This is a genomic window from Streptomyces sp. NPDC044571 (assembly GCF_040647115.1).
Lineage (GTDB): Bacteria > Actinomycetota > Actinomycetes > Streptomycetales > Streptomycetaceae > Streptomyces.
The window spans coordinates 20,896-36,280 of sequence record NZ_JBEZBN010000005.1; the positions used below are offsets into that span (position 1 = coordinate 20,896).

The following is a 15,385-nucleotide window of genomic DNA, read 5'->3' on the forward strand; positions in this document are numbered from 1 at the left end:
CAGGTTTAGCGTCGAAAAGGTGGACCGGAACGCATCGCCGACCAGAAACGGGACCGACGGCAAGGTCCGGGGCAGCGGGAACGGACTCGCCCTGTTCGTCATCGCCTCATGCCAGCTCATGGTCGTCCTCGACATCACCATCGTGAACATCGCGCTGCCGCACATCCAGACCGGGCTCGGCTTCTCCACCGAGAGCCTCTCCTGGGTGGTCAACGCCTACACCCTCACCTTCGGCGGCCTGCTGCTCCTCGGCGGGCGCACCGGCGACATCCTCGGCCGCAAGCGCGTCTTCATCTGCGGTGTCCTGCTCTTCGGCCTGGCCTCGCTGCTGGGCGGACTCGCCCAGAACGCGGGCCAGTTGATGGGGGCCCGCGCCCTGCAGGGCGTGGGTGGTGCCATCGCCTCGCCGACCGCGCTCGCACTGATCACCACGACCTTCCGCGAAGGCCCGGCGCGCAACCGCGCCTTCGGTGTCTTCGCCGCCGTCTCCGCAGGCGGCGGCGCGGTCGGGCTGCTTGCCGGCGGCATTCTCGTCGAGTGGCTCGACTGGCGCTGGGTGCTCTTCGTCAACGTCCCGATCGCCGCGCTGATCGCCCTGGCGGCCGTCAAGGTGCTCCGCGAATCCGAGCGGCACGCCGGGCACTTCGACGCCGCGGGGGCGCTGCTCGGCACCGCCGGCATGGTCGCCCTCGTCTACGGTTTCATCCGCGCGGCCCAGGACGGCTGGCGCGACCCGCTGACGCTCGGCTCCTTCGCCGCCGCCGTCGTCCTGCTGACGCTGTTCGTCGTGGACGAGCGGCGCTCGCCGCAGCCGATCACCCCCCTGCACATGTTCGCCGACCGGAACCGGGCCGGCACGTACGGGATCATGCTGATGCTGGCCTGCGCCATCTTCGGCATGTTCTTCTTCCTGACCCTGTTCGTGCAGAACGTGCTCGGCTTCAGCCCGCTGCGGGCGGGCCTCGCCTTCCTGCCGATCAGCGCGATCATCGCAGTCGGCGCGGGCTGCGCCTCGCAACTGCTCCCGAGGTACGGCCCGAAGCCGTTCATGGTGGCCGGCGCACTGTGCACGGCGGCCGGCCTGGCCTGGCTGACCCGGACCGACGTCCACTCCACCTACCTGGGAAGCATCTTGGGCCCCATGCTCATCTTCGGCCTCGGCATGGGCCTGCAGTTCGTCTCGCTGACCCTGATGGCACTGTCCAACGTCCCCGACCGGGAGTCCGGCGCGGCCTCGGGGCTGCTCAACACGATGCAGCAGGTGGGCGGCTCACTCGGGCTGTCCATCCTGGTCACCGTCTTCGGCACGGCCAGCCGGAACGAGGCGCACACCCAGGTCCCGGCCTTCCTGGCCACCGCCACCCCCGAACAGCGGGCCTCCTTCCGACGTACCGGCATGCTCCCGGACCCCTGGGGCGACCAGGTCCTCACCTCGGGCGTCAGCGCGGCCTTCTTCGTGGCGGCGGCCTTCACCCTGGTCGGAGCCGCCATCGCCCTCTTCGCCATTCAGGTCCGCCCCTCGGACCTCGAACGCCTCCAGGGCAGCCACACCCCGACGGCGGTCTGAGCGCCGTCCGGCCGCGCGGCGCGCGCGACCGGCAGCAGGAGCATCCCGCAGGCCGCGACCAGGACCCAGCCCGGCCGGGACGCCTGGGCGAGCCGCGCCGGGTCGGCACCGGCGACCAGGCCGCCGGCGACGGCGATGCCCAGCGCCGCGCCGAACTGGCGGGCCGTCGAGGTGATCGCCCCGGCCACCCCGGCGCGTGCGGGCGGCAGCCCGCTCACCGCGGTGTTGGTGATCGGGGCGTTGGCGAAGCCGACTCCGATGCCGATCAGCAGGTAGGCGAGCAGGAGGAGCGGGACGGGCGTGTGCCGGTCCAGTCCGACCAGGCAGAGTCCGCCCGCGGCGATGAAGCCGCCCGCCAGGACCAGCGGCAGCCGCGGCCCGGTCCTGCCGACCAGGCGCCCCGACCAGGGTGCGCAGACCGTCGCTCCGAGGGCCATGGGCAGGGCCGCCACCCCCGCGGCCAGGGGTGTCCACTGCCGGGTGTGCTGCAGGTAGAGGGTGGTGAGCAGCAAGGTCGTGTTCAGCGCGACGAAGACCGCGACGGCTCCCAGGACCGCGCCGGTGAAGAGCGGACGCCGAAAGAGCCGCGGATCCACCAGCGGCTCGGCCCGGCGGGATTCGATCCGTACGAATGCGACCGTCGCCGCGGCGACGACCCCGTACGCGGCCAGCGCCGTGAGCGAGGTCCAGCCGATCCGCGGCCCTTCGATGAGGACGCCGACCGAGCCCCCGATGACCACGGCCAGCAGGGCCTGGCCCGGGAGGTCGAGCCGCCGCGCCTGCGGAGCACGGGACTCCGGTACGAACAGCCTGCTCAGCACCAGGGCGGCCACGATGACCGGCGCATTGATCCAGAACACCGACCGCCAGCCGAACCCGTCGATGAGGGCACCGCCCGTCACCGGGCCGGCGGCCATGCTGAGGCCGAAGACCGATGCCCAGACGCCGATCGCCTGCGCCCGCTCCTTCGGGTCGGGCATCGCGTTCACCACGATCGCGAGCGCCACGGGACTGAGCATCGAGGCGCCGATCCCCTGCACGGCGCGGGCGGCGATGAGCGCGCCCACCGACGGGGCGGCCGCGCAGGCCAGCGAGGCCGCACCGAAGACGAGCAGCCCGCACTGGAACACCCTGCGGCGGCCGAACCGGTCCGCGAGTGCACCGGAGGTGATCAGAAGGCTTGCCAGGACGAAGGTGTAGGCGTCCACGGTCCATTCGAGACTGCGCGTCCCGACGCCCAGGCCCCGCCCGATGGCGGGCAGACCCACATTGACGATGGTGGTGTCCAGGCCCACGAGGAACATGCTCAGACAGCACACGGCCAGCACGGTCCGGCGTCTGCGCGCGCTCAACGGGGGCCGGAGCTGATCGGGGTGGAGGGTCGCGGTCACGGTCTGCCTCTCGGGAGGACGTACGTTTCCGCCATGCTCGGGCCGGCCGGCGACCGCTTCCCAGGAGTTTTGCGGAGACTGCAAAACTGGACCCCGTGGACACGGAACTGGCGCAGATACTCGACGGCATCGGACCCCGCCTGCGCGCCCTGCGCCGGGACCGCGGACTCACCCTGGAGGCGCTCGCGGACGCGACCGGCATCTCGGTGAGCACGCTGTCCCGCCTCGAATCGGGCAAGCGCCGCCCCACCCTGGACCTGCTCATCCCGCTCGCGCGGGCCCACCGCGTAGCCCTCGACCAGCTGGTGGCCGCACCGGCCAGCGGGGACCCGCGGGTGCACCTGACGCCCCTGCACAAGGGGCACGGCAGCGTCCTCGTCCCCCTGACGCAGTACCCGGGCCGGGTGCAGGTGTTCAAGCAGGTCCTGGCGCCGCGCGAGCCGAAGCTGGTGACCCACCACGGCTACGAGTGGCTCTACGTCCTGGCGGGCGAGCTGCGCCTGATCCTCGGGGAGCGTGAACGCACGCTCCGCCCCGGTGAGGTGGCCGAGTTCGACACCCGTGAACCGCACTGGTTCGGCCCGGCGAACGGCAGCGCCGTGGAGATCCTGCACCTGTTCGGCCCGCGGGGCGACCAGGCCGTGGTCCGCGAGGGGCCGTCGGCGGCGGAACCCGCACCCGGGGCCTGACCGGAGTCCGGCTCGGAGCCCGCCTCCCGGACCTGTTCCCGATCAGGCCGCAGGCGGCCGCCGCAGGAGGGCCGCGCGCAGGCGGGCGGCGTCGGCGCGGGTGTTCATGCGCAGTGCCAGCCAGGAGCCGTCCGCGAAGGCCAGGTCCACCCGGGCCGTGCGGCGGCGCAGCCGGGAGACCGGGCGCAGGGTGCAGGAGGCGGCGTACGAGGCCCGGTTCGGATCCCCCCGGCCCCAGGGCGGCCGGACGGTGATCCTGCCCGGGCTCGCCCTGAAGGTGCCGTACGGGCCCTCGGTCTCCGCGTGCCAGCGCGTCCAGTGGAAGCCGTGCAGGGCCAGGGCGAGCCGGCCCGCCTCGCTGTGCCAGCCGCCGCGCAGGGCCGGCCCGTGGCAGAGCCGCCCGCACAGCCGGGCGGCCCGCTCCAGGGGGTCGAGCAGCGCGGCCGCCGCGTCGGCGAGATCGTCCGGCAGAGCGGTCAGGAAGCGGATGAGGAAGAAGCCCCCGACCCGGCGCAGCAGGGGCGGCCGGGCCGGTGAGCCCGGCAGCAGCGCCCGCGCGGGCCGACGTACGAAAGGGGACAACCTCCCCGGAATCTCCTCATCCGAATCCACTGTTCCATGATGGTCACAGGCCGCTACCCGGCCAAGCTCCGGACCCGGCAGCGCGTCGGGCCCTGCGTCTGGAGGGTGATCCCGGCGCTGACCGGCACCTCGGTGTCCACGGCCTCGAACTCGTACGCCCGCAGGATCATCGCCAGGGCGATCACCGACTCCAGCATCGAGAAGTGCTGCCCGATGCACGCACGCGGGCCGCCGCCGAATGGGAACCAGGCATAGCGCGGACGGGCCGCCTCCGCCTCGGGGGTGAAGCGCTCCGGGTCGAAGCGGTCGGGATCCGGCCAGTACCGCGGGTGGCGGTGCGTCACCCACGGCGCCACCATGACGTCCGCGCCCGCAGGGACGAGGTGGCCGCCGATCTCGGTGGCGGCGACCGAACTGCGCCCGATGACCGGCGCGGCCGGGTAGAGCCGCATGGCCTCCTTGAGGACCTGGGTGAGGTACGGGAGCCGGTCGAGGTCGGCGGCGTCGGGCGTACGGTCGCCCAGGACGCGGGAGATCTCCTCGCGGGCCCGCTGCTGCTCCGCGGGGTGGCGGGCCAGCAGGTGCAGGGCGAAGGCGAGCGAGGTCGCGGTCGTCTCGTGCCCGGCCAGCAGGAAGATCAGCACTTGGTCCCGCAGTTCGGCGGCGTCGAACTCCCCGTCGTCCGAGCTGGTGGCGGCGGCCAGCAGGCTCAACAGGTCCTCGCCCTGCGCGGAGGCGCCGCTGCGCCGCTCGGCGATGATCCGGTCGCACAGCCCGTACAGCTCGCCCGTCGCCGCGGCGGCCCGCCGGTTGGCCGGGGTGGGCCAGGTGCGGGGGAGGTTGGCGGGGGAGTAGCCGCGGCGCAGCACGTAGTCGGTGATGACCGGGAAGCACCGGTCCACGACCTCGACGGTGGCGTCGACGTCCGCCCCGAAGAGGATCCGGGACACCGCGCGCAGGGCGAGCCGCATCATCTCGTCGGAGACGTCGACGACATCGCCGGGGACCTCCTCCCAGCGCCCGAGGACCGTGCGGGTCTCGGCGGCGACGGCAGCGGCGTACCCGTCCACCCGGCGCTTGGTGAACAGCGGCTGCACCAGGCGGCGTTGGCGCAGGTAGTCCTCGTCCTGGCTGGTCAGCAGGCCGTTGCCGAAGGAGTCGCGGATCTCCTGGTAGAAGGCGTTGTCCTTGCGGAAGTTGGCCGATTCCGAGGCCAGCACCTGCTGCGCGCCCTCGGCGGAGAACACGCAGTACAGCTCGGCCCGCAGGCCGGGCGGGCCCGCGGTGATCCGTACGACGTCCCCGTGCTGCTGCTGGGCGCGCAGGTAGGTGCCGAGCGAGTCCGATTTCAGGTCGAAGAGCGACCCGAGCAGGGGAACTCCCGCGAGTTCGGGCATCCTCGTGCCGGTGGTCCGTGTACCGGTCGCCTGTGTACCGGTGCCCTGTGTACCGGTGCTCCGTGCTTCGCCTGCCATGGCCGCCCCCTCGACGCCGTGCGTACGGGCGCACGCACGGCCCCGATTCTGCCCGCCGGCCGTCGCCACCGGCCGGGGCCGGCCCGCCGACCGGCGGAAACCGGCCACCGGTTGGAGCCGGCGGCCGGCGGGAGACGACCGTCGCTAGCCCTCCATGTAGGCGACGCGGCCGGCCCGGCGCGCGGCGTCGATCTCGCGCAGGCGGGCGAAGTTGCCGGGCGTCATGACGGCCTCCCACTCCGCCACCGTGTGGACCCGCACCTCGTCGTGCTCGCGGGGATCGAGGACGATGCCCGCGATCTGCTCGGGGGTGAGGGTGCCCCCGTCGAAGACGAAGCCGATGTGGTTGGCGGGCCACGCCTCGCCCTGGTGCCCGATGAAATGCGCGCCCAGCAGCTTCGGCTCCCCGCGGAAGACGATGCCGGTCTCCTCCGCGCACTCCCGTACCGCGCACTCCCACGGCGTCTCCCCGGGGTCCATGTTGCCGCCGGGCCACTGCCACTCCTCGGTGGCGTAGGTGGCGCGCAGCTGGACGGGACGGCCGTCGGGGTCGGTGAAGTACAGGCAGGCGTAGCTGGTCGCCTGGGCGATGGTCTTGATGTACTCCGCGGGCGGGAGCCAGGTGTCCGTCATGCGCCCGAGCCTCACGGCCCGCCGCCCCCCGAGCCTCCTGAACCGGTTCCGTCTCCCCCGGGTGGGGGAGGCGGATCCCCCCGGCGGGGGAGCCGCCGGGGCGGTGCCGGAGCCGATGCTGGGATTCCGGACGCGGAGGGAGTCGGTCGATGGAGCGCTGGGACCGGATCGGACGAGGGGCGGCCTACGGGGCGGCCCTCGCGCTGACGCCGTATCTGCTGATCAAGGTGTCCTGGGTGGTGGGCTCGCTGCTGGGGCTGCTCCCGATGGACGACGGCTTCAGCGTGGCCGGCTGGGTGGTGCTGAACCTGGTGACCGTCGGCATGGCCGGGATCGGGATCCTGCTCGCGCTTGCGCTGGTGCAGCCGTGGGGGATGCGGATACCGGGATGGCTCGTGGTCTTCTGCGGCTGGGCGGGCTCGGGCTTCCTGGTGTCGGTGCTGCCGTTCGTGGTGTTCCGCGCGCTGGCGGGCCAGGAGGCCGACGACCCCGGGATGCCCGTCTGGGAGGGCGTGCTCATCGAGTGCGGCTTCGGGGGGATGGGGATCGGCCTGGCCGTGGCGCTGCCCGCGTACCTGCGGCGCCGCTGGCCGGCCGTGTTCGCCGGGCGGGTGGGCGACGGGCCCCGCGCCGGTGCGCCGTGGCCGGCCGCACTCGCCGCCGCTGTCGGACTGGTCTGGCTCTACTGGGCCCTCGGCGGCACCCTCGGCCTCGCGCACCCGGGGGCACGCACCCCCGAGTGGCACGGGCTGACCGGCCTGGGCGCCCTCTGGGCCCTGGCCGCCGCCGCCGCCCTCCACGCCCTCTCCCAGAGCCGCCCGGCGCGCCTGCCCCGCGGACTCCCGGTGTCCCTGATGTGGCTCGGCTCGGGCTCCCTCTTCACCTGGAGCGCCTGGAAACTCCCCTTCACCCTCTTCCAGGTGCTGGCGGACAACCCGACCACCGCCCCGCCGGAGATCCCCGCGGTATCCGCCGCCCTGAACACGGCTGCCACCCTCGCGGGCGCGGTCATGCTCCTACGCCTCATATCCCTGCGCCCGCACCACAGGGCGCCGGCCCGGCAACCGCAGGAGGGGCAGGACGTACAACAGGCCGGCCCCGTCCCGCCCGCCGCGCCGCGGCTGTCCGCGCCGGGAGCCTGCGGGGAGCGTCAGTAGCCCCAGCGTTGGCCGACGCTGTCGTCGTGGCGGCAGTGGATCGTGCGCCCGTTGGCGTCCCGGCCCGTGGTTCCGACGTCGGCCTTCCGGCATATCTGGCCGGCCTTGTAGCAGTTGCCGGCGTTGGAGAGCGGGTAACAGCCGGTGTCCTCCTTGGCCTGGGTGGGCTCGGGCTCGGGTGCGGGAGCCGAGGTTCGGGCCCGGGTCGGGGTGGGCGGCGCGGCGGGCTCGGTGGCGACCGGAGCCGCGGTTCCGGGCCCGCCGGCCGGCGCGGCAGTGGTGGGCTCGGGGCTCGGGGTGGGACTGGAGCTCGGGCTCGGAGGAGCCGGTGCAGCCGAAGGGATGGCGACGTCGGCGGAGATGCCCGTGCTCGGGCTCGCGCTCGGCGTGTCGGTACCGGCGGCACCCGGGTCGCAGGCGGCGAGCATGAGAACGGCCGCGACGACGGCGAGGGCACCCCCGTAGCGCTGCTTGATGGACTTCTGTCTGCTGCCGGGCAGTTGCGTGGCCATGGGGCTCCTGAAGGGCGAGAACGCACGGAAAGGCGATCAACATACAAGCGTTCAAGCGTCCTACCGGGCGGTACGCACATGACGGCAGACGTAAGAAGCCTCCCTTGCCCGGCCAGCGGCGCCACAGCAAAGAGATGAGGCCCCGTCACTCTCCGGGAAGAGCGACGAGGCCTCACGCCTGCAGATTCAAAGCCCCCGGTTGTTGGCCGCCCTGGCCGCCGCGGGCGGCTCGGGAGGAAGGGGAGATCTGCGGCTTTTAAATGTCGCGGAAGATTTCGATCTGGGCGCCCACCGAGTTGAGGCGTTCCGCCAGTTCTTCGTAGCCGCGGTTGATGACGTAGACGTTGCGCAGGACCGAGGTGCCCTCCGCCGCCATCATCGCGAGGAGGACGACCACCGCCGGGCGCAGGGCCGGGGGGCACATCATTTCGGCCGCGCGCCAGCGGGTCGGGCCCTCGACCAGGACGCGGTGGGGGTCGAGGAGCTGGAGGCGGCCGCCGAGGCGGTTCAGGTCCGTCAGGTAGATCGCCCGGTTGTCGTACACCCAGTCGTGGATCAGGGTCTGGCCCTGGGCGGTGGCGGCGATGGCTGCGAAGAACGGGACGTTGTCGATGTTCAGCCCGGGGAACGGCATCGGGTGGATCTTGTCGATCGGGGCTTCCAGCTTCGACGGGCGGACCGTGAGGTCGACCAGGCGGGTGCGGCCGTTGTCGGCCGTGTACTCCGCCGAGCGGTCGTGGTCCAGGCCCATCTCCTCCAGGACCGCGAGCTCGATCTCCATGAACTCGATCGGGACCCGGCGGATGGTCAGCTCCGATTCCGTGACCACCGCGGCGGCGAGCAGGCTCATCGCCTCGACCGGGTCCTCGGAGGGGGAGTAGTCGACGTCCACGTCGATGTTCGGGACGCCGTGCACCGTCAGGGTGGTGGTGCCGATGCCGTCGACGCGTACGCCGAGCGCCTCCAGGAAGAAGCAGAGGTCCTGGACCATGTAGTTCGAGGACGCGTTGCGGATGACGGTGACGCCGTCGTGCCGGGCGGCGGCCAGCAGGGCGTTCTCGGTGACCGTGTCCCCGCGCTCTGTCAGCACGATCGGGCGGTCGGGGTAGACCCCGGATGCGACCTTCGCGTGGTAGATGCCCTCGGTCGCGGTGATGTCCAGGCCGAAGCGGCGCAGCGCGATCATGTGGGGTTCGATGGTGCGGGTGCCCAGGTCGCAGCCTCCGGCGTACGGGAGGCGGAACTGGTCCATCCGGTGCAGCAGGGGCCCCAGGAACATGATGATGCTCCGGGTCCGGACCGCCGCCTCCGCGTCGATGGAGTCCATGTCGAGCCGGGCCGGCGGGACCAGCTCCAGGTCGACGCCGTCGTTGATCCAGCGGGTGCGGACGCCGATGGAGTTCAGGACTTCGAGGAGCCGGTAGACCTCCTCGATGCGGGCGACGCGCCGGAGTACCGTACGGCCCTTGTTCAGCAGTGAGGCGCACAGCAGGGCCACGCAGGCGTTCTTGCTCGTCTTGACGTCGATGGCGCCGGACAGGCGGCGCCCCCCGACGACGCGCAGGTGCATCGGGCCGGCATAGCCGAGAGAGACGATTTCGCTGTCGAGTGCTTCACCGATGCGGGCGATCATCTCAAGGCTGATGTTCTGGTTGCCGCGCTCAATCCGGTTCACGGCGCTCTGGCTGGTGCCCAGGGCGTCCGCCAGCTGACTCTGCGTCCAGCCCCGGTGTTGCCGGGCGTCACGGATGAGCTTGCCGATGCGTACGAGGTAGTCGTCTGCCATGGATGCACCGTATCTCAGATATGAGATGAGCCCTGCGTCGGGTGTGGCGGACGGGTGTTACCCGCCGTCAGATCCCATGGTGGGGCCGCCGGACGCGAACTGCGCGACGAGCGCGGACAAAGCGCGCAGCAGCACCAAATCGCCCAAAGGGGACCGGTGCCGCAGCGTGCTCGCTCGTGAGGTGTTGCGTCCCTCTTATTTGCATATCAGCCTTATGTGCGCCTGCCTGCTTGGTCGTCCCGAACGCGTGTACGGCCGGCTACCGCCCGGCTCCCGCCCCCGCGCCGCCGTTGCAGTGCACGCCGCGTGCCGGCCGATGCCGTGCACCGTCGCGTACGAGGCCGGGCGTGGTCCGGATGCGGCGCGGGCCACGCGGGCAGCCGCCGTACGCCCCGCCGCCGACTCCGCGTCGTGCACCACCCGCCCGCCGACCTTCGCCAGGCGGACCCCGGTCCCGCTGATGTCGGCCACCGGACAGCGGGTCACATCCCGGTCCAGCAGCACCAGGTCGGCGGCCTTGCCGGGCTCCACCGTCCCCGTCAGGGCAACCTGGCGCAGCTCCGTCCAGGTGTCCCGCACCGCCCACTGGAGCTGCATGCAGGCCGCCACGCCGAGCTGTGCGAAGCGCCGCAGGTCGGCCGGGTCCACCAGCGGGAGGTGGGCGATCGCGTTGCGTGCGTCGCGCTGTCCGGTGGTGCGGCGGGCATACGCGTACCCGTCCAGGGCCGCGGACCGCCCGGTCGCCCAGCCCGTGGGCGTGCATCTGCCAGCCGGCCCGGTTGAAGGCCGCGGTCAGCCGGCCGTGGTCCGCCGCGGAGGTGTAGAGCTCGCCCCGGTTGGCGGTCGGTCTGCCGTCGCCGTCCAGGTACGGGGTCAGTAGCGCGGCCGTCTGCGCCGGGTACTCGATGACCCCGTCGAGGAACACCTTGACCATCCCGAACCGGAGCCCGTGCACCCCCTCGGACTCCCCCCGCAGCCCCGGGCGTAGGCCAGGGCATCCGCCGGGTCCTTGGCCCGTGCGGCGTCCAGCCGGATCGCCGGCACGATCCGCTGGGGCAGCTTCCCGGCCCCGGCCAGGTCCTGGTAGAGCTCCCTTCGCGATCCGGCCGCCGACCGGGTCGGGGGTGGCCGCGGTGGTCCCGGCGATCTCCAGAGCTCGCCGGTTCACCCACAGGTTGTGCCCGTCACCGCCGACCAGCGCGACCGGCCGCCGGGTGGCGAGGGCGTCCAGCACCGTGTGGTGCGGGGTGGTCCCGGTCGGCAGCAGGCCGACCGGATTCCAGTCCTCCACGACCAGCCAGCGGTCCGGCTCCGCCTCCGCGCCCCCGGTGTCGGCGAGAAAACCGGAGAGCAGCCCCTGGAGCTCCGGCACGGTGGTCTCGGCCCCCTCCAGCGAGGGCCGCAGCGACCGGTCGCCGGCGCCCAGCGGGTGGACGTGCCCGTCGTGGATCCCGCTCATCACGGTGTTCCCGCGCGCGTCGACGACCTCGGTGTCCGCGTACCGGCGCAGCGACGCGTCGCTCCCGGTGGCCAGGATCCGGCCGTCCCGCCCGACGGCGACCGCCTCCGCGGGCGCGCCGCCCCCCTCGCCCCGGTGAACACGCGGGCGTGACAGCCCGGCGGACGACCCGGTGCTGCGCGCGCTGCGGGCCCGCGGCCTGCCGGTGGTGTTCGACGGCCGCCCGGCCGATCCCCGGCCCGGGGACGTCTGGGTGGACAACGACCACGAGGCCGCACCCGCGAGGTGCTCGACCACCTCACCGCCTCCGGTGCCCGGCGCACAGCCCTGCACTCCGGTTACGGCCGGGAGTTCTACACCGCCGCCGTCACCTCGGCCTTTGCACGGTGGTGCGTCGAACGCGGCCTCGCCCCGCTGGTGGTCCCCTTCGACCCCGACGACGCGCCGGGGCACGCCTTCGACGGGGTGTTCGGCGCGCCGGGCCGGCCCGACGCCGTGTACTGCGTGTACGACCCGGGCGGGCGGCAGGTGCCGGCCGCCGCCGCGCGCCATGGAATCCGTACGCCTGCAGAGCTGCTGCTGGTCTGCGCCAGCGAGGATCCCGCGTACGCCGAGCAGGAGCCGGCCGTGACCACCGTCACGCTGAATCCGGAGCGGATCGCGGTGTCCGCGGTGTCGGCGCTGGTCATGCTGATCGAATCCGGGCATGCGGAACCGGCGGGGCGGTGCACCGTCCCGGCGGGCCTGAGGGTGCGTGCCTCGTCGCTCCGCCCGGACATGTACTAGAGTTATCTCGACATCGAGATATCTGCCGAAGGCGTACCGCAGCCGCCCCCGCTGGTAAGGGCTACCTAACTTAGCCTTACCTTAGCGGATTGGCCATGGGGCGTGGCGGCAGGATGCGGTAATAACGCGCGAATTTCATGCATGAAGGAGACTGTCGTGTCGGCGAACAGCTTCGACGCCCGCAGCACGCTGCAGGTGGGCGACGAGTCGTACGAGATCTTCCGGCTGGACAAGGTGGAGGGCTCGGCCCGCCTTCCCTACAGCCTGAAGGTGCTGCTGGAGAACCTGCTCCGCACCGAGGACGGCGCGAACATCACCGCCGACCACATCCGGTCGCTCGGCAACTGGGACTCGCAGGCCCAGCCCAGCGAGGAGATCCAGTTCACGCCGGCCCGCGTGATCATGCAGGACTTCACCGGCGTCCCCTGCGTCGTGGACCTCGCGACCATGCGTGAGGCCGTGAAGGCCCTCGGCGGCGACCCGTCGAAGATCAACCCGCTGGCCCCGGCCGAGCTGGTCATCGACCACTCGGTCATCGCCGACAAGTTCGGCACCCACGAAGCGTTCGCCCAGAACGTGGAGCTGGAGTACGGCCGCAACAAGGAGCGCTACCAGTTCCTGCGCTGGGGCCAGACCGCCTTCGACGAGTTCAAGGTCGTCCCCCCGGGCACCGGCATCGTGCACCAGGTCAACATCGAGCACCTGGCCCGCACGGTCATGGTCCGGGGCGGCCAGGCCTACCCGGACACCCTCGTCGGCACCGACTCGCACACCACCATGGTCAACGGCCTCGGTGTGCTGGGCTGGGGCGTCGGCGGCATCGAGGCCGAGGCCGCGATGCTCGGCCAGCCGGTCTCCATGCTGATCCCGCGCGTGGTCGGCTTCAAGCTGACCGGCGAGCTGCCGACCGGCACCACCGCCACCGACCTGGTGCTGACCATCACCGAGATGCTGCGCAAGCACGGTGTGGTCGGCAAGTTCGTCGAGTTCTACGGTGAGGGCGTCGCCGCCACCTCCCTCGCGAACCGCGCCACCATCGGCAACATGTCGCCGGAGTTCGGTTCCACCGCCGCGATCTTCCCGATCGACGACGAGACCCTGAAGTACCTGCGCCTGACCGGCCGCGACGCCCAGCAGGTCGCGCTCGTCGAGGCGTACGCCAAGGAGCAGGGCCTGTGGCTGGACCCGGCCGCCGAGCCGGACTTCTCCGAGAAGCTGGAGCTCGACCTCTCCACGGTCGTCCCCTCCATCGCCGGCCCGAAGCGCCCGCAGGACCGCATCGTCCTGGCCAACGCCGCCGAGCAGTTCGCCCAGGACGTCCGCAACTACGTGGACGACGTGGACGAGGCGGGCAAGGAGTCCTTCCCGGCCTCCGACGCCCCGGCGAACCACCCGAACGGCGCCCCGTCGAAGCCGACCCTGGTCACCCTGGCCGACGGCTCCTCCTTCGAGATCGACCACGGCGCCGTCACCGTCGCCGCGATCACCTCCTGCACCAACACCTCGAACCCCTACGTCATGGTCGCCGCGGCCCTCGTGGCCAAGAAGGCGGTCGAGAAGGGCCTGACCCGCAAGCCGTGGGTCAAGACCACCCTGGCCCCGGGCTCGAAGGTCGTCACCGACTACTTCGACAAGGCCGGCCTGACCCCGTACCTCGACAAGATGGGCTTCAACCTCGTCGGGTACGGCTGCACCACCTGCATCGGCAACTCCGGTCCGCTGGACGAGGAGATCTCGAAGGCGATCAACGAGCACGACCTCGCGGTCACCTCGGTGCTCTCCGGCAACCGCAACTTCGAGGGCCGGATCAACCCCGACGTCAAGATGAACTACCTGGCCTCCCCGCCGCTGGTCGTCGCGTACGCCATCGCGGGCTCCATGAAGGTGGACATCACCAAGGACGCCATCGGCATCGACACCGAGGGCAAGCCGGTCTACCTCCAGGACATCTGGCCCTCCGAGGCCGAGGTCAACGACGTCGTGGCGAACGCCATCGGCGAGGACATGTTCAGCAAGTCCTACCAGGACGTCTTCGCGGGCGACGCCCAGTGGCAGGCGCTGCCGGTCCCGACCGGCAACACCTTCGAGTGGGACCCGCAGTCCACCTACGTGCGCAAGCCCCCCTACTTCGAGGGCATGACCATGGAGACCACCCCGGTCTCCGACATCACCGGCGCGCGCGTGCTGGCGAAGCTGGGCGACTCGGTCACCACCGACCACATCTCCCCGGCCGGTGCGATCAAGGCCGACACCCCGGCCGGCAAGTACCTCACGGAGCACGGCGTCGAGCGCCGCGACTTCAACTCGTACGGTTCCCGCCGCGGCAACCACGAGGTCATGATCCGCGGTACCTTCGCCAACATCCGCCTGCGCAACCAGATCGCCCCGGGCACCGAGGGCGGTTTCACCCGCGACTTCACCGTCGAGGGCGCGCCGGTCGCGTTCATCTACGACGCCTCGCAGAACTACCAGGCCGCCGGCATCCCGCTGGTCATCCTGGCGGGCAAGGAGTACGGCTCCGGCTCGTCCCGCGACTGGGCGGCCAAGGGCACCGCGCTGCTCGGCGTCAAGGCCGTCATCGCCGAGTCCTACGAGCGCATCCACCGCTCGAACCTGATCGGCATGGGCGTCCTGCCCCTGCAGTTCCCGGAGGGCGCCTCGGCGGCCGCCCTGGGCCTCACCGGCGAGGAGACCTTCTCCTTCACCGGTGTGGAGGAGCTGAACAACGGCACCACGCCGCGCACCGTCAAGGTCACCACCGACACCGGTGTGGAGTTCGACGCGGTCGTCCGCATCGACACCCCCGGTGAGGCGGACTACTACCGCAACGGCGGCATCATGCACTACGTGCTGCGCCAACTTGCCGGTTCTTGACCTGATGTGAACGAGCGCCCTGCCCCTGCATCTCGCGCTCGGGGGTAGGGCGCTCGCGCGCGACGGGGCGGAAGACGCGCCTGCGAGCAGGATCGCACGCGATCTGTTCCCGGAGCGGAGCTGCGCATCCTACGACGACGAAGAACCCCGCACCTGGTACCAGGTGCGGGGTTCTTCTGTGGGGTGTTCACGAGTGGGGCCTTGACCCCGGATTGCTTCATCCCCAGGGTGACTCCGTTCTCCTGGACCAACAGGATCCAAGTCTCTCCGGTGTCCAAAACCCGGGGTCAGGGCCCGTCGCCTGTGAGGAAGTCCGAGTGAACACGCTCCAGGAGGCTTGTGCCGCCGGACGGTCCAGACGTGACCGCCGGCGGAAAGCGTAGATCGCCCTCCGTTCCGTGATCAAAGGCGTTCTTCGGCCGGTTGGCCGGAAGGAAGCCTCCGCGCTGCGGGAATGCCTGCCTCCGTCCGTAC

12 protein-coding genes and 1 pseudogene are annotated in these 15,385 nt (G+C 71.8%); 5 read left to right on the forward strand and 8 right to left on the reverse strand.

From position 1 onward, the window contains the following. Positions 1–19: 19 nt before the first annotated feature. Positions 20–1,567 carry an MFS transporter gene (locus AB0B01_RS04045; RefSeq protein WP_361712642.1) on the forward strand — a complete coding sequence of 516 codons (1,548 nt, stop codon included), beginning with the start codon at positions 20–22 and terminating at the stop codon, positions 1,565–1,567. Here AB0B01_RS04045 and AB0B01_RS04050 read toward each other — a convergent pair. Beyond that, complete coding sequence (locus AB0B01_RS04050) at positions 1,507–2,958, reverse strand: MFS transporter (protein WP_361712644.1); 1,452 nt, start codon at positions 2,956–2,958, stop codon at positions 1,507–1,509. The genes AB0B01_RS04045 and AB0B01_RS04050 overlap by 61 nt on opposite strands. A 95-nt stretch (positions 2,959–3,053) precedes the next feature. Between AB0B01_RS04050 and AB0B01_RS04055 the strand changes: the two genes are divergently transcribed. Next, positions 3,054–3,647 carry an XRE family transcriptional regulator gene (locus AB0B01_RS04055; RefSeq protein WP_361712646.1) on the forward strand — a complete coding sequence of 198 codons (594 nt, stop codon included), beginning with the start codon at positions 3,054–3,056 and terminating at the stop codon, positions 3,645–3,647. A gap of 42 nt (positions 3,648–3,689) precedes the next feature. Here AB0B01_RS04055 and AB0B01_RS04060 read toward each other — a convergent pair whose 3' ends face one another. The 3 genes from AB0B01_RS04060 to AB0B01_RS04070 form a co-directional block, all read right to left on the reverse strand. Then, a complete protein-coding gene (locus AB0B01_RS04060) occupies positions 3,690–4,229 on the reverse strand; it encodes a hypothetical protein (RefSeq protein ID WP_361712648.1) in 540 nt (179 codons plus the stop codon). 53 nt (positions 4,230–4,282) lie between these two features. Next, positions 4,283–5,626, reverse strand: a complete 1,344-nt coding sequence (locus AB0B01_RS04065) for a cytochrome P450 (RefSeq protein ID WP_361712836.1) — start codon at positions 5,624–5,626, stop codon at positions 4,283–4,285. A gap of 222 nt (positions 5,627–5,848) precedes the next feature. Further along, positions 5,849–6,337 carry an NUDIX domain-containing protein gene (locus tag AB0B01_RS04070; protein WP_361712650.1) on the reverse strand — a complete coding sequence of 163 codons (489 nt, stop codon included), beginning with the start codon at positions 6,335–6,337 and terminating at the stop codon, positions 5,849–5,851. Positions 6,338–6,486: 149 nt separating this feature from the next. Here AB0B01_RS04070 and AB0B01_RS04075 point away from each other — a divergent pair, with 149 nt between their 5' ends. Next, positions 6,487–7,494: a hypothetical protein gene (locus AB0B01_RS04075; protein WP_361712652.1), complete on the forward strand. Its 1,008-nt coding sequence runs from the start codon at positions 6,487–6,489 to the stop codon at positions 7,492–7,494. Here the strand turns inward: AB0B01_RS04075 and AB0B01_RS04080 are convergent. The 4 genes and pseudogenes from AB0B01_RS04080 to AB0B01_RS04095 form a co-directional block, all read right to left on the reverse strand. Further along, positions 7,488–8,006 carry a hypothetical protein gene (locus tag AB0B01_RS04080; RefSeq protein WP_361712654.1) on the reverse strand — a complete coding sequence of 173 codons (519 nt, stop codon included), beginning with the start codon at positions 8,004–8,006 and terminating at the stop codon, positions 7,488–7,490. The genes AB0B01_RS04075 and AB0B01_RS04080 overlap by 7 nt on opposite strands. A 256-nt stretch (positions 8,007–8,262) precedes the next feature. Then, positions 8,263–9,792, reverse strand: coding sequence for a UDP-N-acetylglucosamine 1-carboxyvinyltransferase (locus tag AB0B01_RS04085; RefSeq protein WP_361712656.1), 1,530 nt, complete (start codon positions 9,790–9,792; stop codon positions 8,263–8,265). Positions 9,793–9,987: 195 nt separating this feature from the next. Further along, positions 9,988–10,440, reverse strand: a complete 453-nt coding sequence (locus tag AB0B01_RS04090) for a hypothetical protein (protein ID WP_361712854.1) — start codon at positions 10,438–10,440, stop codon at positions 9,988–9,990. 499 nt (positions 10,441–10,939) lie between these two features. Further along, positions 10,940–11,251 (reverse strand): annotated as a pseudogene (locus AB0B01_RS04095) (amidohydrolase); the annotation flags it as partial. Positions 11,252–11,536: 285 nt separating this feature from the next. Between AB0B01_RS04095 and AB0B01_RS04100 the strand changes: the two are divergent. Beyond that, entirely contained in the window at positions 11,537–12,037 is a 501-nt protein-coding gene (locus tag AB0B01_RS04100; RefSeq protein ID WP_361712658.1) for a substrate-binding domain-containing protein, read from the forward strand. 156 nt (positions 12,038–12,193) lie between these two features. Further along, a complete protein-coding gene (acnA, locus tag AB0B01_RS04105) occupies positions 12,194–14,911 on the forward strand; it encodes an aconitate hydratase AcnA (protein WP_361712660.1) in 2,718 nt (905 codons plus the stop codon). The last annotated feature ends 474 nt before the right edge of the window (positions 14,912–15,385 follow it).